15 protein-coding genes are annotated in these 15,841 nt (G+C 61.1%); 2 read left to right on the plus strand and 13 right to left on the minus strand.

Annotated elements, in window-relative coordinates; translation table 11 throughout:
- Positions 1-73: 73 nt before the first annotated feature.
- Both VFG26_RS04025 and VFG26_RS04030 read right to left on the minus strand, forming a co-directional pair.
- Positions 74-805: a hypothetical protein gene (locus VFG26_RS04025; protein WP_325022482.1), complete on the minus strand. Its 732-nt coding sequence runs from the start codon at positions 803-805 to the stop codon at positions 74-76.
- A 283-nt stretch (positions 806-1,088) separates the two neighbouring features.
- Complete coding sequence (locus tag VFG26_RS04030) at positions 1,089-2,249, minus strand: glycosyltransferase family 4 protein (RefSeq protein WP_325022484.1); 1,161 nt, start codon at positions 2,247-2,249, stop codon at positions 1,089-1,091.
- 34 nt (positions 2,250-2,283) lie between these two features.
- Between VFG26_RS04030 and VFG26_RS04035 the strand changes: the two genes are divergently transcribed.
- Positions 2,284-3,087, plus strand: coding sequence for an alpha/beta hydrolase (locus VFG26_RS04035; protein ID WP_325022485.1), 804 nt, complete (start codon positions 2,284-2,286; stop codon positions 3,085-3,087).
- Between the two features lie 2 nt (positions 3,088-3,089).
- Here the strand turns inward: VFG26_RS04035 and VFG26_RS04040 are convergent, their stop codons facing one another.
- The 4 genes from VFG26_RS04040 to VFG26_RS04055 form a co-directional block, all read right to left on the minus strand.
- On the minus strand, positions 3,090-3,983 hold the full coding sequence (locus VFG26_RS04040; protein WP_325022488.1) for a hypothetical protein: 894 nt from the start codon (positions 3,981-3,983) through the stop codon (positions 3,090-3,092).
- A gap of 122 nt (positions 3,984-4,105) precedes the next feature.
- A complete protein-coding gene (locus VFG26_RS04045) occupies positions 4,106-4,969 on the minus strand; it encodes an SDR family oxidoreductase (protein WP_325022490.1) in 864 nt (287 codons plus the stop codon).
- Positions 4,966-6,087: a tRNA epoxyqueuosine(34) reductase QueG gene (queG, locus tag VFG26_RS04050; protein ID WP_325022492.1), complete on the minus strand. Its 1,122-nt coding sequence runs from the start codon at positions 6,085-6,087 to the stop codon at positions 4,966-4,968. Before queG ends, VFG26_RS04045 begins: the two co-directional genes overlap by 4 nt.
- Positions 6,088-6,135: 48 nt before the next feature.
- Complete coding sequence (locus VFG26_RS04055; RefSeq protein ID WP_325022494.1) at positions 6,136-6,840, minus strand: glutathione S-transferase family protein; 705 nt, start codon at positions 6,838-6,840, stop codon at positions 6,136-6,138.
- 138 nt (positions 6,841-6,978) lie between these two features.
- Between VFG26_RS04055 and VFG26_RS04060 the strand changes: the two genes are divergently transcribed.
- Entirely contained in the window at positions 6,979-7,776 is a 798-nt protein-coding gene (locus tag VFG26_RS04060; RefSeq protein ID WP_325022496.1) for an undecaprenyl-diphosphate phosphatase, read from the plus strand.
- A 66-nt stretch (positions 7,777-7,842) separates the two neighbouring features.
- Here the strand turns inward: VFG26_RS04060 and VFG26_RS04065 are convergent, their stop codons facing one another.
- The 7 genes from VFG26_RS04065 to VFG26_RS04095 all read right to left on the minus strand — a co-directional run bounded on the left by VFG26_RS04065 (position 7,843) and on the right by VFG26_RS04095 (position 15,819).
- Positions 7,843-8,307, minus strand: a complete 465-nt coding sequence (locus VFG26_RS04065) for a PTS sugar transporter subunit IIA (RefSeq protein WP_325022498.1) — start codon at positions 8,305-8,307, stop codon at positions 7,843-7,845.
- Positions 8,308-8,404: 97 nt separating this feature from the next.
- Entirely contained in the window at positions 8,405-9,025 is a 621-nt protein-coding gene (gene hpf / locus VFG26_RS04070; protein ID WP_325022500.1) for a ribosome hibernation-promoting factor, HPF/YfiA family, read from the minus strand.
- Between the two features lie 220 nt (positions 9,026-9,245).
- The gene (rpoN, locus tag VFG26_RS04075; RefSeq protein WP_325022502.1) at positions 9,246-10,775 is read right to left on the minus strand and encodes an RNA polymerase factor sigma-54; all 1,530 of its coding nucleotides are present in this window, start codon (positions 10,773-10,775) and stop codon (positions 9,246-9,248) included.
- Positions 10,776-10,821: 46 nt separating this feature from the next.
- Complete coding sequence (gene lptB / locus VFG26_RS04080) at positions 10,822-11,688, minus strand: LPS export ABC transporter ATP-binding protein (protein WP_325022504.1); 867 nt, start codon at positions 11,686-11,688, stop codon at positions 10,822-10,824.
- Between the two features lie 67 nt (positions 11,689-11,755).
- Complete coding sequence (gene lptC / locus VFG26_RS04085; protein ID WP_325022505.1) at positions 11,756-13,696, minus strand: LPS export ABC transporter periplasmic protein LptC; 1,941 nt, start codon at positions 13,694-13,696, stop codon at positions 11,756-11,758.
- Between the two features lie 83 nt (positions 13,697-13,779).
- Entirely contained in the window at positions 13,780-14,400 is a 621-nt protein-coding gene (locus VFG26_RS04090; protein WP_325022508.1) for a ribonuclease D, read from the minus strand.
- A gap of 219 nt (positions 14,401-14,619) precedes the next feature.
- Entirely contained in the window at positions 14,620-15,819 is a 1,200-nt protein-coding gene (locus tag VFG26_RS04095) for an HlyD family secretion protein (RefSeq protein WP_325022510.1), read from the minus strand.
- Positions 15,820-15,841: the final 22 nt, after the last annotated feature.

A 15,841-nucleotide genomic window follows, 5' to 3' on the forward strand; every position in this document is an offset into this window, starting at 1 on the left:
AAGGCATGATTTCGCCCATTTTCCGAACAGAGCGCCTCGCCGGAAGGGCATCGAGGCAGGGCGAACGCGGCCCTCAGCGCCAGTGCTCAGAGATCCAGGGGGTTGGCAGGACGAACTTGTAGAATTTTTTCCAGGTGGCGTTCACGGGCCAGACGCCGTCCCGTGCCTCATCGGGATCGGGCTTGCCGTGGAAGGCGACCACGCGCGCTTCGGGCGGCAATCTGGGGGTCACGAAGAAGTTCAGGGGCCAGATCGGCACCAGCGAATGCTTGAAGCTCAGGCACCACTCGGGCGGGAAGAAAACGACATCCTCGCTCTCAGCCGATATGTATTGCTGTTCAATCCTGTAACGGCTGAGAATGGCTTCGGGGTCGGCATTGAAGGTGTCGAAGATGTGGGACATCTTCCCCGCGGGAAAGCGATAGATCGACGTATTGCCGATGCGCTCGTTGGGCTGCGTCCAGTTCTGGGCGACGCAGAAGCGGCCGGGTTCGTAGTCGAATAAGTCATCGATCGGCCCGGTGATGACGACGTCGAGATCGAAGAAGAGGACGTCCCCTTCAAGATCGAGAAGCGGATATTGCCACAGAGAGAGCTTCCGCCAGGGGGTCGTGGATTCACGCGCGGGCAAGTTGATCGGCGGCAGAGGCGCGGTCTGCACCCATGGGTCGACGCCTTGTGCGTCATCGGTGAAGCAGATGAGACGCGTCTCGCGCCGGGTGTTGCGGCGGACCATGGAGGCCAGCCGATTGACATAGTCGACGCCGTATCGACTGCCCCACTTAATACAGATGACTGTTTGCATTGCCCCGAAAGTCGTTCTCGTGTCCCCGGATCCGGCCAACCCCGCCGGAGGTCTCTCACCCCGATAGCTAGCAAACGCCAAAACGCATGGCTATCCAAGGCGCTTATCGTCATTGCTGACAAATTTGTGGCGTTTGCATGCGCGGCGCCTGTCCGCTTTTCACGTAACCCATCTCATTGCACCACAGCAAACGTGGCGTTCGGACCAAATTTGAGGGGACAACCGCTGTCGGCGCGCGAAAAGACGCTTAATGGTTACTTGGGCCGACCTTGGGCCAGCCCCACTACGCGGTCAGCAGGCGCTGATAAACCGCGAGCGTTTTTGAGGTCAGCTGGCCAAGGGTAAAGCGTCTGCGGACGTTTGCCGCGCCTCTTTGACCGTACGCTTTACGCTTCTCGGCCGGCCAGCCGAGCATCGTCTCTATGGCGTTGGCGACGGCTTCCGGATCGGCGTAGGGCACGCGCAGGCCCGATGCTTCTTCAGGACCTACATCGGGCTCCGTCAGCGCAACTTCGCGGCCGGGGCCAGTGTCCGACACGATCATCGGCACGCCCATCGCCTGAGCCTCGATGGCCACGCGAGGCAGCCCCTCCTGCTCGGAAATGTTGAGCGCAATGTCGCTGATGGCGTATGCGGCGGCAACATCGCGCACATGGCCCGGAAAACGCAGCTGATGTGCCACGCCGAGTTTGCCGGCTTGGGCCTCCAGCTGCGCTTTGAATGCGGGCTTTTCAATTTCGCCTGCCAGAACGCAGACGAGGTCGGGCGCGCCGCGCGCCTTCAGAATGCCGAGCGCTGAGACGAGATGGTGCTGCGCTTTGCGCGGCGTAATGCGGCCGGCCAGCATGAGCACGGGTTTGGAGCCATCGGCATCCAGCTGGGCTCGGACGGCGGCCAGTCTTTCCGGCGTCAGCAGAGCCGGGTTGAATACGTTGTCGTCGAAGGCGCGATGAATGACGGCGATGCGCTTCTCGGGCGTGTGATAGCGGGTGCGAATGAGGTGCGCCATGTAGTCCGAGACGGCGATCACCGTATCGCTGCGCGCCATGACGCTGTTGTAGAAGTTTTTCAGCCGCGATTTTTCGGAATATTCGGAGTGGTAGGTTGTCACAAAGGGCGTGCCGGTGCGGCGGGCTGCGAAAAGGGCGCTCCAGGCCGGCGCGCGGCTGCGGGCGTGGATGATAGAGACGTTTTCACGGCGAATAATGCGGGCGAGCTCGGCGGCGTTTTTCGCAAGAACAAGCGGATTCTTGGTGGCAAGCGGCATCGTGATATGCTCGGCGCCGGCAGCCACGAGCTGATCAACAAGCGGGCCGCCTTGCGATGCAACGAGTGCGCGGTGTCCGTTCTTGACGAGTGCGGTTGCGACCTGCAGGCAGCCGAGTTCAGCGCCTCCGGCTCGCATCCGGGGAATGACTTGCAGCACCGTCAAATTATTTTTCATCTGAACTCATCAAGCGGAGACGCCAGGACCAACAATGGACAGTCCCTATAAGATTGCACCAGCCGAACCGCAATTCCTTCCTGTCGGGCACGGCAGCGAGGCGCGGGAAATCCCGTTCATTGCGCAGCGTCCGGCAAAACCCGGCGGTGCCGGTCTTTTCTGGCTTTCGGGCTTCATGTCGGACATGGCTTCGACGAAAGCGACGGCGCTTGCCCAATGGGCGGCGGAGCACGGCCTCTCTTCCACGCGGTTCGATTACTCGGGTCATGGCCTATCGGCCGTTCCCATCGAGACAGGCACGATCGGGCGATGGCTCGAAGAAGCCGAGGCGGTTTTCACCCGGGTAACTGAAGGGCCGCAGATCATCATCGGCTCGAGCATGGGCGGGCATATCGCGCTTTTGCTCTTGCGGAAGCTTCTGCGCGAACGGCCCGATGAGGCGGCGCGGATCAAGGCCGTCGTTCTCATCGCTCCGGCCTGGGACATGACGGAAGAACTGATGTGGAAGAGGTTTCCTGAAGAGACCCGCCGCGAAATCATGGAGCGTGGTTCGTACCAGCAGCCTTCGGCTTATGCCGGACCTTATACGATCACGCGCGACCTCATCGAGGACGGGCGACAGCATCTTCTGGCGCGCGCGCCGTTCGATCCAGGACGGCCCGTCGTGATCGTGCAGGGCTTGCTCGATACCGATGTGCCAGCGTCTCACACGCGAGAACTGACGGCGTTTTTGACCGGCGTGCACGTCAAGCTCATCGAGGTGCCTGATGCCGAGCACCGGCTATCGCGCCCGCAGGATATCGAGCTGCTCTTCGCGGAAATCAGCAGGCTGCTTTAGCCTTATTTGTCGCTGCCTGCCGTGACGTCTGACTCGGGAAGGCCTTCGGCGACGGCATCTTCAAGGCCGTTCGCGCCTATGGATGCAGCGAGAGCTTCGGGCACGACCCAAATTCGAAAATCGTGTGTTGCGAGGCCGTTGTCGCAAACGAGACCGCCCGCGTCCTTGCGGCAGCTCTTATCGGGAGTAATGGTGAAAGCACCAGACGAGGCGCCGCGACTTTCACCCGCTTGGATCACTTCGACGCGTGCGCCGTCTTCAATGGTGATGCCGCGATAAACGCACGCGGATTTTCCGGCGCAAGAGTCGGGCGATGCCTCCTCGGTCGTCTTCAATGCTTGCGCCTTCGTGCGTGGCATCGCGGCGGCGGGAGCTTCGATGCCGCGCGAGATCCAGCAGCGATCGTCGATGCAGATGATTGGATCGGGCCTAATGCCGGACGTGTCGCCATCGGTATCCAACACGAGCAGCACCGTTGCCTGGGAAGCGGATACTTTTGGCGAATCGGCAGGGCGCTCGATTTCGGGTTTCGGCGGGAGGGCCGCAACGGAAGGTGCAGTCGGCTGCGGCGCGGGTGGCGAAGCTTGCGGAGGCTGAGCCGATGGTGCAGCAGCGGCTGGCGGTTGGACGATAATTTTTTCCGGTTGCGCGATGCGCTCGGCTGCTTCCCTGCGGGCCCTGCTCAGCATATCTGCCTCGTAGTCCGCGTCTGGCTTTGCCGCAGCTGAGGGCGGCTTTGGTGATGGTGCGGGGGGCTTTGGCTTTGGCGCGGGCTCTTCGCTCGCGTCCGAGAATTTTTGCGCGATGACCTGAGCCGGATCTATAGGATCAGCGTGCGTTGCAAGCGCGGGCATTACGACCGCCAGCGCCGCTGCAAAAATCGCTTTCATCGCCATGGGAAGCTCTTCGGTCCCGCTCGCATCGGCGTTCCCGTTCGGGAGCGCAGCTGCGATTGTCTTTATCCTCCTTTCTGGCGGAATTGCGGGAAAAAGATGCGATGGCGGACTAAATCTGTTGGCTAAAGTCCGGCGATCGACTTCAGGCCTTCGATGTACGTTGGATACGCAAGCTTGACGCCGAGTTCGGACTTCATGCGCGCGTTCGAGACCTTCTTGTTTTCGATATAGAAACTTCGCGCGGTGGGTGACAGATCAGCGTCAGAGGGGTCGGTCGCGGGCGGGCACGGGACGCCGAGCAGTTCCGCGCCGTAGGCGATGACGTCCTGCGGAGGCGCGGGGAGGTCGTCCGTCACGTTGAAGATGTGGACACCGGCCGGATGATCGAGGCTCGCTTCGACGGCGGTCGCGATGTCTTCGACGTGGACGCGGTTGGTCAGTTGGCCGGGTTTGAAGATGCGCCGCGCGGTGCCGGCCTTCAGCTGATCGATGGCGCTGCGGCCCGGCCCGTAGATGCCAGGGAGCCGATAGATCACGAGCGTTTTTCCGGCCTTGCGGGCGAAATCGCTCCAGCCGTTCTCCGCTTGCAAGCGGCGCTGGCCGCGCTCGGTGCCGGGTTGTGTTGCGCTCGTCTCGTCGACCCAGTTGCCAGCCGCATCGCCGTAGACGCCGACAGTCGAGAAGTAGCCGATCCAGCGAATAGAAGGCGTGGCGGCGATTGCGTCACCGTAGTGCCGTAAGGCGGGGTCGCCTTGCGCGTCCGGCGGAATGGATAGCAGCACGTGCGTTGCGCCTTGCATCGCTTCGGCCACGTCATGCAGTGCGCCGGTGCCGTCGAAGAAGAACGGCTCGACGCCCTCGCTGGCGAGACGCTCGACCTTATCGGCGTGTGCTGTTGTTCCGGCTACGGTCCAACCCTGCGGAATGAGCCGGCGGCTCAACGCGCCGGCGCAGTAGCCTAACCCGAAACAGAAGAGCCGGCTCATGCTGGTTGAAATCCTTCCATTGGCAAGGTCCATTCGGCGGCAACTTCCGCATCGCGCTCTTGAGCTTGATAGCGCTCGCGAAGAGCTTCGGCTTCAGCCGGATTTGCGAGGCGGCGCGAGGCCCAGATCGCCATCGCACGGACAAGCGCGGAGTTGTCTCCGATCAAGTTTTCGATTTGACCAAGCAGCGATCTGTCGCCGGAGTTTCCGGCGGCGATCAGCGCGTTGCGCACGACGCGGTCGCGTCCGGTGCGTTTGATCGGCGTGCCTGCGAACCGCGCGCGGAATGCAGCATCGTTGAGCGCGAGAAGTTCGGCGAGCGGCGGATTATCCGTTTCGGGCCGTGCGGCATAGCGCATTTCCGTGGCGGTGCTTGCGAACTTATTCCACGGACAGACCGCGGCGCAGTCATCGCAGCCGAAAACGCGATTGCCGATCGGCGCACGGAATTCCGGCGCGATATGACCTTTGTGCTCGATCGTCAGGTAGGCGATGCAGCGGCGTGCGTCGAGCTGATAGGGCGCGGGGAAAGCATTCGTCGGACAGACATCAAGGCAGCGGCGGCATGAGCCGCAATGATCCGTGAGGGCGCCGTTAGAATCCGACTCCAACTCCGCTGTCGTCAACACGATGCCGAGAAAGAGCCAGTTGCCATGGTCGCGCGAAACGAGGATCGTGTGCTTGCCCTGCCAGCCGAGGCCGGCTTTGGCGGCCAGCGGCTTCTCCATCAGCGGCGCGGTATCGACGAAGACTTTCACGTCCGCGCCCGAGCGTTCGGCAAACGAACGCGCAAAGGATTTGATCTTCTTCTTCAGGACGTCGTGATAATCGCGCCCTTTGGCGTAGACGGAAATCGCCGCGTTGGAACGATGGGCGAGAGCGTCGAGCGGATTGTCTGGCGGCGCGTAGGACTGTCCGAAAATAATAGCGCTGCGCGCCTCGGGCCAAAGCTTCAAGGGACCGCTCCGCCGGTCGGCATGGGTTTCCATCCAGTCCATGTCGCCGTGACGCTTTTCACTCAGGAAGTGGGCCAAGCGCGCGCTGAGTTCGGGATCGTCCGCTAACCGCGCGATGCCGACAGCGTCGAGCCCAAGGGTCGACGCTTCGGTGCGGATCATGTCCGCGAGATCGGAACTGGTTTTTAGCGCCGCGAGCATATGAGCGATTTAGAAATCGAGATCGGAATAGGCAAGGGGCGGCGCTGTCCCGGGCACGCGGTCGCTCAGGAGCGGGCGGAACGAGGGGCGCGATTTCATCCGCTGATACCAGACCTTGACCGTTGGGTAGTCGTTCCACGGGATTTCTCCCAGGTAGTCCGCCGTCGAAATCTGGGCTGCGGCGGCGATGTCGGCAAAGCTCAGTTCGTCGCCAGCCAGCCAGCGCCGGCTATCCGCGAGGTAGCCTGTGTAGGACAGGTGGTATTTGAGGTTCGCACGCACCGCGCGCAGGATGCCCGGATCAGGCGCCACCGGGCCTGTGGGCAGCATCGAACTATAGACTTTCTCGACGAGCAACTCGCGCGTTACTTCACGGTCGAACTTGCCGTGGTACCAGTCGATGAGACGGCGGATTTCGGCGCGGTCCTCGCGGTTGCCGGGAATGAGCGGCGGCGGTCCGGGTGCGACCATCGTGGCGACCGGCAGCACTTCTTCCGCGATGAATTCTGAAATCGAATATGCGCCGCAAAGGATAAGACCGTTGTCGAATTCCAGCACCGGCATCTCGCCCGCCGGGTTCTTCGCGAGGAAGCTCTGGCGCCATTCCCAGGGGTTTTCATCGACGAGCTGAACTTCAACACCGTATTCGGCGAGCGCCAGTCGAATGGACCGGGAACGCGGGCATAGGCGATACTGCGTAAGTCGCGGAGGCATAGGATTCCTAATTTTGCTGGCAGCCGCACTATACACCCGCTGTCGCCGATTCGATGGCAACCCGGCTAAACGACCTCTTTGGCATTGCCCGGTTTTCTGTTAACGCTCGCCCGCTTTCGAAGTGCGAGGTCGGCATTGATGGAAACTTGGCAAGTCGTACTGTTGGGCCTCATCGAGGGACTGACGGAGTATCTACCGGTTTCCTCGACGGGGCACCTTCTACTCGCGGAAGAGCTTTTGGGTGTGACGTCTCCGGGCCGCACCTTCGAGGTCCTGATCCAGCTCGGTGCGATCTTCGCACTTCTGAGCATCTATGCGGGGAAGCTGTGGCACCTGGCTCTCGATTTCCCCACCAATGCGCGAACGCGCCGGTTTGTCTTCGCGGTGCTGCTCGCATTTTTGCCGGCAGTTGTTATCGGGGTCTTGGCGCACCGGATCATCAAGGAAATTCTCTTCGAGTCACCGTTCGTCATTTGCGTGGCGCTGATTGTGGGCGGCATTATTCTGCTCGCAGTCGACCGGATGAAGCACAAACCGCGCTACAGCGACGTTATGGATATCCCGCCGACGACGGCGCTCGCGATCGGTTTCGCCCAATGTTTGGCGATGATCCCGGGGGTATCGCGGTCGGGTTCGACGATCGTGTCCGCCGTACTGCTTGGAGCTGACAAGCGCACGGCTGCGGAGTTTTCGTTCTTTCTCGCGATCCCCACGATGACGGGGGCGTTCGCCTACGACCTTTACAAGAACTGGGCGATCCTGAGCCCGGACGACGTCGGCAACATCGTGCTGGGGTTCATCGCGGCGTTCGTCACGGGCGTCATCGTGGTCCGCTACGCGCTCGATTTCATCGGGAAGCGTGGTCTATCGTTCTTCGGCTGGTGGCGCCTACTCGTCGGCGGTGTTGGGCTCGGCGCTCTCGCTGTTCTGCATTGACGCAATTCGTAATGGCGCTCGACGACTCGCGTTTCGCGAGCCGGCCGCCGAGCGCGGTCGAGCGGGTCAGGCCGCGTGAGACGTCACGGGCTTAGTGAGCACGTCACGAAGGGCTTCGACGTCCTTGGCGCTGCGCAGCCCTTCAAGGGTGGCTGGATCGCGGACAAGGCGGGAGATGCGCGCCAGGGCCTTCAGGTGGTCGGCGCCGGCGTGTTCGGGGGCCAAGAGGAAGAACAGCAGATCGACAGGTTCGCCATCGTGGCTTTCGAACGCGATCGGCCGGCCGAGGCGCGCGAAGAGGCACGTGATTTTCTTCACGCCGGGGAGCTTGACGTGTGGGATCGCGATGCCGCGGCCGAGGCTCGTGGAGCTCAGTCTTTCCCGCTGAAGCAGGGCTGCATAGATCTCGGCAGCTGTTGCGCCCGTCAGGCCTTCGGCCTTCTCGGCAAGGGCCTGAAGAGCGCGCTTTTTATCGTCGGCGTCGAGATGCGGAATAATTGCATCGGGCGCGAGTATATCTTCAATATTCATTCCGGCTCCATCCACCATGATATGGTCGCCAATGTGACTACCGAGCCAGTAACTTGGACGGCGGCCACATTACCCGATCAAAATAAATAAACTGCCCTCAACCCGTATGTTTCGGCGCGGAGGCGCCGTTTGCCTTCGCCGCCACGGGCAGCTCGGCGTCAATCCACCCGATGTGACCATCATCGCGGCGATAAACGACGTTCAAGCCGCCGTGGCCCGCGTTCCTGAAGATCATGAACGATGCTTCCGAAAGGTCGAGCTTCATTACGGCTTCGCTTACCGTCATATGCCCGACGTTGCGATGGCCTTCGGCGATAATAAGCGGATTCGCCCCGTCCTGATCGGGCTCATCATCGTCACTCAGGCTCACTACATAGTCGCGCGCTGCGATGTCGACCTTGCGACGCGCGGCAGCAGCCGGCGACGTGTGATGCTTAATGCGGCTTTTATAGCGGCGGACACGGGTTTCCAGCCGTTGCGCGGCAGAATCGACCGAACTGTACGCATCGGTGCCTTCACCATGCGCTTCTAGCAGGAGGCCGCCTGCGACCTGGACCGTGCATGAGGTTTTGAAGAGTTCACGCTCGCGTTCAAGCCGGATGTGGCCATTCACTTCGCGGGAGAGGAATTTCTGGAGGATGCCCCGGATCTTTTCGCCAGCGTAGTTTTGGAAGGCGTTGCCAACGTCGACGTTCTTACCAGTGATCTGAATTGTCATGGAGATGCCTGTTCTTGCCGGGGGTGCGTCTGCCGTTATCGAGCGCAATGTGCTCCTGGGCTCCGGGCTGCATTGTGGCGCGAGGGGCGCGCGCACCTGAGACTTAACCAGTCTTCTTCTACATCAATCGGTAGGTTGCCCGCGTCAACCTGTCAAATCACGCTTTAAATTTAGAATGTAACCAAAGTCCTCGCAGGCTCAGGAGCTTACGCGTTGTGCTTCACGCGAAGTCGCCTAGACGTTCAACCAATTTCTTATCGCGCCGGCGCTGAACGGAGGAGGGGATGCGCATGGCCTCGCGGTACTTGGCCACTGTGCGGCGGGCAATCTCGATGCCCTCGCCTCTCAGGCGCTCAACGAGCTGATCATCGGAGAGCACGTCGGCGGCACTTTCGGCATCGATCAGCTGGCGGATGCGATGGCGGACGGCTTCGGAGGAATGCGCTTCCCCGTCGGCGGCCGAGGCGATGGCGGAGGTGAAGAAGTACTTGAGCTCGAAGATGCCTCTGGGCGTCGCGATGTACTTGTTCGACGTGACGCGGGAGACCGTCGATTCATGCATCGAGATGGCGTCTGCGATCACCTTCAGGTTCAGCGGGCGCAGGTACTGCACGCCGTACATGAAGAAGCTGTCCTGCTGGCGGACGATCTGTTCGGCGACCTTCAGGATGGTACGCGCCCGCTGGTCCAGGCTCTTCACCAGCCAATTCGCGGTCTGCAGGCAATCGAAGATGTAGCCCTTGTCGCGCTCGTTGGCGGCTGACTTGGCAATGCGCGCGTAGTAGGTGCGGTTGACGAGAACTCGCGGCAGAGTGTCGCTATTCAGCTCGACGTGCCAGCCGCCGTCGGACGCGGCACGGACGATGACGTCGGGCACCACGGGCTGCAGCTGAACGCTGCCGAATTTCAGGCCGGGCTTGGGATTGAGCCGCTTGATCTCGCGGATCATGTCCGCGAGCTCGTCCATATCGATGCCAATCGCGCGTTTGAGCGCCGGGATGTTGCGGCTGGCGAGCAGATCGAGGTTCGCCAGAAGCTCAGCCATCAGGGGATCATAGCGGTTCTGATCCTTGAGCTGCAGCGCGAGGCACTCGGCGAGCGACCGGGCGAAAATGCCCGGGGGGTCGAACGTCTGGAGTTTGGCGAGGACGCTTTCGACGAGTTCGAGCGGCGCGCCGAGGCGCTGGGCCAGGGCCTCAAGGTCGGAGGGGATGTAGCCGGCCTCGTCGACCAGATCGATCAAATATTGGCCGATCATCCGCTCGACTGGGTCACTTACGGTTAACGGCAGTTGGCTGCTCAAGTGATCCCGAAGGGAGACCTGGTTGGCGATGAAGTCCTCCAGATCGCTATCGCCATCGCCCCCGTTATGGGTGCGCTGGGCGACGTTCGCCCAGCTCATTCCGGAGGCTGCTCCGGGTGCGGATCCTGGCTCTCCCGTTCCGGGTTCCTGGAAGACGTTGCCAAAGTCGACGTCCAAGCCGCCCGTGTGGTCGTTGACCGGTTCGCGCAGGTCGAGCCAACGCTCGTCGCTGGCACTTTCGTCAGCGCGTTCAACGGGCTCATCTTCGACAGGCTTAGTGTGCGCGGTGTCATCGCGCTCGAGGAGCGGATTGCGCTCCAGCTCGGAGTCGACGAATTCTGTGAGTTCGAGGTTGGACAGTTGCAGAAGCCGGATCGCCTGCTGCAGCTGAGGTGTCATTACCAGCTGCTGGCCTTGTCTCAGCTCTAATTTTGCTGAAAGCGCCATGCGCTAATCCGCTGCTCCGGTTACCAACGTCCGGAGGCACTTATACTCAACGCGCATTAACGAACATATCGCCAAGGTAGACCCGCCGCACATCTTCATTCGATATGATTTCAGAAGGTTTGCCCTGCGTCAGAACTTGACCATCGTAGATGATATAGGCGCGGTCGATCAGGCTTAATGTTTCCCGAACGTTATGGTCCGTGATCAACACACCAATACCGCGTTCGGTCAAGTGCCGTACCAGTTGCTGAATGTCACCGACCGCGATCGGGTCGATACCGGCGAACGGTTCGTCCAGCAACATGAACGAGGGCCGGGAGGCGAGCGCGCGCGCGATTTCGCAGCGCCGCCGTTCACCGCCCGAGAGCGCCATTGCTGCCGACTTCCTCAGCCGTGTGATGGAAAATTCCTCGAGCAGACTATCGAGCTGCTCTTTGCGCGCCTTGCGGTTGGGCTCGATCAGCTCGAGCACAGCCATGATGTTCTGCTCGACCGTCAGTCCACGAAAGATCGAGGCTTCCTGAGGTAGATAGCCGACGCCGAGGCGGGCTCGCTGATACATCGGCAGCTTGGTGACGTCTTCGCCGTCGATGGTGATGCGGCCTTCGTCGGCAGCGACGAGGCCGGTGATCATGTAGAAGACGGTGGTTTTTCCGGCTCCGTTCGGGCCCAGAAGGCCGACCGATTCACCGCGGCCGACGGCAAGGTTCACGCCCTTGACCACCATCCGCTTGCGGTAGGATTTCTTGACGTCGAATGCGGTCAGCCATCCGTCGGCGCCAATTGCATGCGGATCGTCGGCAGAGGGTGCAGCCCTGACTGCCGCGCCGTTCGAATGCGCGCCCGCGCCATTGTTGGCGGCGCCATCCGAACGCGAATTCGATCTGAGGCGAATTGGTAATGCCTTAAACACCGGTACCTCTAGCAGCCCTTATGCGCACTGTTGCCGCGGTCTCAATGTCGCCAAGCCTTGAGCCAGGTCAAGGCGACGTACGGACCTGCCAGCTGTCCGCCTGGATTTTCGATTTCTTCAATTGGCCAGGATAAAAGACCGCGCTCGGACGTTCCGCCTTGAAGATCTCGCCTTTACTGGCTCCGTCCTGGCTCGACATGACCGTTCCGCTCGTTGCCGTGGGCTCGGTCTTGATCGTGGCCTCGCCCGTATTCATGTCGATGACCAGCCGCGTTCCATTCACAATATTCTTGCCCTGGGTCAGAACAACGGCGCCGCCGAGCGTCGTCGTGTTTTTCTTGACGTCCACTTCGGCCCAGTCGCCGGTTGCGGTTTGCCCGTCCTTGGCGGTCACGACGACCTTCTTGCGCGCGGTCAGATGGGTCAATGATGCGGGCGTTGCGCTGGCTGCCGCGTCGCCGTCGGCGGCGATGCCGGCATTGCCGGTATAAAAAGCAGTCAACTCCTGCGATCGCATCGAAATGCTGCCCTGCACGGCTGAGACGTTGCCGGTGAACACGGCGGTCTTGGCGACGTCATCGACTTCGAGCTTTTCTGCGACGACATCGTAGGGCGAATTCGCGTCCGTTTTGAACGCAGCGCCGAACGAGATGCCGCCGCCGCTCTCCTCTTCCTCTTCTTCGGCCGGCGCGCCGGGTTTAGCTGACGGGCGCACGAAATGCGCCGTGATGCGGCCGGGGCTTATGCCGTTGCTTGCATCGCCGGGGGCGGTCAGCTGCATTTTGCTCGTGGCGCGGTGATAGGTCAGCCGGCGGCCTCTCAGCACGTTCGAGCCCTGCGTGACGACGACGGGACCCGTCAAAACCATGGTCTGCGCGGTCTGGTCGTAATCGAGGCGGTCGCCCACGGCTTTCTTGTCTTCGCCCTGGCTCAGCACAACGTCGCCTTCGAGAACGGCCGTGTTCGAAACCGTATCGAAAAGCGCGGTGTGGCTCGTTGCCGTCTGGCCATTGGGCTGCGTCAGCACAACGGATTCGGTCGCGACGATTTGCTTGACCTTGGTGCCCTGACTGCTGGCGTCCTGCGCAGCGGCCTTCGTGGTATCGCCACCTTCGGGGGCGACTGAACCCTCATAGGTCACGGTCATTTCAGGCGCAGTCATTGTGGCGCCGCCCTGCGTAGCGATGACTTTACCCGTGTAGAATGCGGTTTTCTTCACGTCGTCGATGTCGAGGCGATTGGCCAGGACTTCGACAGGCTCTCCGGGCTTTCCGAACGGCAGCGATTGCTGTGCAGATTGATCCTCAGGAGCGGGGGCTGGAGCGTCCTTAGGCTTCATGTGCGTGCGAACGTTTTCGAGGAACGTATATTCCTTGGCCTTCTGCCTGATCGTCAGCTGATTGGACGAGATCTGCCCCGCACCCATGGTGATAACCGAGGGCTGATCGGACGTGATGATGTTTTCTTTCGTTTTGATCGTCGCGCGCGTCAGCTTGGCTGTCAGGCCGCCGTCGCCCGTGACCTCGATCGAATCGTAAAGTTCGAGAACGTTCGATTTATTGTCGAATAGGCCGCGAGCCGCGACGAGATTTGTCTTCTGCTTCTTGGGATCGGTCAGCTCGCCGGTGATGCCTTGCAGGTGAATGGCGGTCAGCGTTTTCAAATCCTGCTGCGCCGTCTCCGCCTTTACCCAGTAGCGCCCGCCGTCGTCGTTGAACCCTTCGTAATGCGGGTTATGCATCTTGAGATTGTCAGCGACGATCTGGGGCACTTCGAGCTTGGGAAGCGAGGGCGCGAGACCGGCGTTGCCGAGGATGTTGACCGTCGTGATCGCGGTTGTCGCTATGGCTGTGAGCGGGAGCGCAAACTTCAGAATCCGGACGCGCTTTGAGTGGCGGTGGGCGGCCTTCCGGCTTTTGCTGCGGTCGCCAGCAATGACGATGCTGCTGCCGCGCGCCGGGGCCGCAGCAACAGCCAAATTATCTGAAGTGATAGCCCCGCTGGCCATGCAGTTCCCCCTAAGGCCTTCAATCTCTCTGGAAAATACGGAGACTTTGGGACCTTATGCTCGGCCTCCGGCGCCGGCCGGGGTCAGTGCGCAAAAATATCGTCTTCTTCGAAGCCCACGAGGTCGAGGCGGGCGCGCGTCGGTAAGAACTTGAACGCCTTGTCGGCGAGTTCTTCGCGGCCTTCTCTCGCGAGCATCATATCGAGCTTCGACTTGAGTGCGTGAAGGTGCAGAACATCATGCGCCGCATAGGATTTCTGGCTGTCTGATAGTTCTGCCGCTGCCCAGTCGCTGCTTTGCTGCTGCTTGGAAATCTCGATGCCGAGCAGTTCGCCCACAAGGTCCTTCAGCCCGTGCCGGTCGGTGTAGGTGCGAGATAGCTTAGATGCAATCTTGGTGCAGTAAACTGGCGTCGTTACAACTCCAAGGTACTGTTCAAGGACGGCGACGTCGAAACGCGCGAAGTGAAAGATCTTCAGTGTGTTCTGGTCTGCCAGGAGCGCCTTGAGGTTCGGGGCCTCGTAAGTCCTGGCGTCGAATTTCACGAGATGAGCGGTGCCGTCGCCGCCGGAGAGTTGCACCAGACAGAGCCGGTCGCGGTGGGGTTTCAGTCCCAGAGTCTCGGTGTCGATCGCAACGCCGTTTGGGAAGGTGAGGCCCGCGGGCAAATCGCCTTTGTGAAGCTTGATGTTGGGCGCGGTCATTATTTTCAATTCCGTCGTCGTCGCCGCGGCGGTCGAGGCAACTCGCGGCTAACGCCACGAGCTTGGCCGAAGGTATTTGCCGGAGACTAAATGATTGATGTGGCTACGCTCTAGGACTCAAAGCGATTTAGGTCTGTAGCATTCGGCGAAGGTCCAGAGCAAGAAGGCCGGCCTTTGGCGGGGCACGCGACGGGGGATGAGCGTTCCGGGTGATCCTGATCAGTTCGCCGAGGCTGATGCCGGATCGGGACTTCTCTTGACCGTGTTGGGCTCGCTTTTAGGCTGTCCCGGCCCTGTCTCGATCGCAACCTCCACGGACATCCCTGGCCGGACGAGCGTGCCGAGATCCGGATTTTGATCGAGGAGGATCTTTACGGGCACGCGCTGGACGACCTTCGCGAAATTGCCCGACGACCCATCGGGAGCCTGGGACGCGAAAGGGCTGCCCGTTTCAGGCGCCCATCCGGAGACACGCCCCGTGACCTTCAGATCGGGGAAGGCATCTATCTTGACGCGGGCCGTCTGTCCGGCACGCACCTTCGTCATCTGCGTTTCCTTGAGGTTCGCGATGACCCAAACTTTCGGAAGCGAAACGACGGTGATGATGGGAGATCCCGCGGCGACGAACTGGCCCGGACGGACTTGACGCAGACCAACCATGCCATCGGTGGGCGCCAGAATCCGGGTGCTCGCGAGGTTGTCGCGCGCAACATCAGCCGCGGCTTTGGCCGCCCGAAGCTGGGCATCGAACTGCTGCTGAGCGAGATTGATGCTGGGCGTCATCGTCTTTTGCTGATCGCGCTGGGCTTTGCTGAGAAGGAGTTGAGCGGCCGCGCGCTTTGCAGCGCTCTGCGCTTGCTCGACCCGTTGTGCCGTGCCGATGGTGTTGCGATTGAGCAGGTCCTGCTGGCGCTTCACTTCCAAATTCGAGCCATCGACGTCAGCTTGGGCTGCATCTATCGCCGCTTCCGCCTGGCGGATAAGGCTTTGCTGCGCTTCTTTTCGGTAGGCGATATTATCGATATTCGCCTGCGCCGCGGCGACGTTGGCTTGAGCTTGCGTTAGCGCCGCCTCGTAGTCGGATTTATCGATTTCGGCGAGGACATCGCCCTTTTTTACGGTTTGGAAATCGGTGACCGGCACGGACTTGATGTAGCCTGAGACCTTGGCGGCGAGTGGGGTGACATCGCCTGCGATGAAGGCGTTGTCGGTGGTTTCGATGGCCGGTTTGGCCGGTTCGCTGTGGGCGGGCCGCGTCCAGCGGTCGTCGCTGCCGCTCAAGTGCCAGGACAGGACTCCTGCGGACGTAATGGCGAGAATGCCGAGCGTCCTCAGATATGAAAAAGCACTTCGGAGAGGCGCAGGTGGCTGAACCTCAGCGCTATCGGTCTTTTCCGCCCCGGCTGTGTCATCGCTCATAGGGCTTTTCTCCAGGCTTCAG

Source organism: Hyphomicrobium sp. (genome assembly GCF_035687085.1).
Lineage (GTDB): Bacteria > Pseudomonadota > Alphaproteobacteria > Rhizobiales > Hyphomicrobiaceae > Hyphomicrobium_B.

Bases quoted from the DNA above. Each gene is read 5' to 3' on its own strand.
- VFG26_RS04025 (WP_325022482.1), bottom strand. From the start codon at position 805: ATGCAAACAGTCATCTGTATTAAGTGGGGCAGTCGATACGGCGTCGAC.
- VFG26_RS04030 (WP_325022484.1), bottom strand. From the start codon at position 2,249: ATGAAAAATAATTTGACGGTGCTGCAAGTCATTCCCCGGATGCGAGCC.
- VFG26_RS04035 (WP_325022485.1), top strand. From the start codon at position 2,284: ATGGACAGTCCCTATAAGATTGCACCAGCCGAACCGCAATTCCTTCCT.
- VFG26_RS04040 (WP_325022488.1), bottom strand. From the start codon at position 3,983: ATGGCGATGAAAGCGATTTTTGCAGCGGCGCTGGCGGTCGTAATGCCC.
- VFG26_RS04045 (WP_325022490.1), bottom strand. From the start codon at position 4,969: ATGAGCCGGCTCTTCTGTTTCGGGTTAGGCTACTGCGCCGGCGCGTTG.
- queG (WP_325022492.1), bottom strand. From the start codon at position 6,087: ATGATCCGCACCGAAGCGTCGACCCTTGGGCTCGACGCTGTCGGCATC.
- VFG26_RS04055 (WP_325022494.1), bottom strand. From the start codon at position 6,840: ATGCCTCCGCGACTTACGCAGTATCGCCTATGCCCGCGTTCCCGGTCC.
- VFG26_RS04060 (WP_325022496.1), top strand. From the start codon at position 6,979: ATGGAAACTTGGCAAGTCGTACTGTTGGGCCTCATCGAGGGACTGACG.
- VFG26_RS04065 (WP_325022498.1), bottom strand. From the start codon at position 8,307: ATGAATATTGAAGATATACTCGCGCCCGATGCAATTATTCCGCATCTC.
- hpf (WP_325022500.1), bottom strand. From the start codon at position 9,025: ATGACAATTCAGATCACTGGTAAGAACGTCGACGTTGGCAACGCCTTC.
- rpoN (WP_325022502.1), bottom strand. From the start codon at position 10,775: ATGGCGCTTTCAGCAAAATTAGAGCTGAGACAAGGCCAGCAGCTGGTA.
- lptC (WP_325022505.1), bottom strand. From the start codon at position 13,696: ATGGCCAGCGGGGCTATCACTTCAGATAATTTGGCTGTTGCTGCGGCC.
- VFG26_RS04090 (WP_325022508.1), bottom strand. From the start codon at position 14,400: ATGACCGCGCCCAACATCAAGCTTCACAAAGGCGATTTGCCCGCGGGC.
- VFG26_RS04095 (WP_325022510.1), bottom strand. From the start codon at position 15,819: ATGAGCGATGACACAGCCGGGGCGGAAAAGACCGATAGCGCTGAGGTT.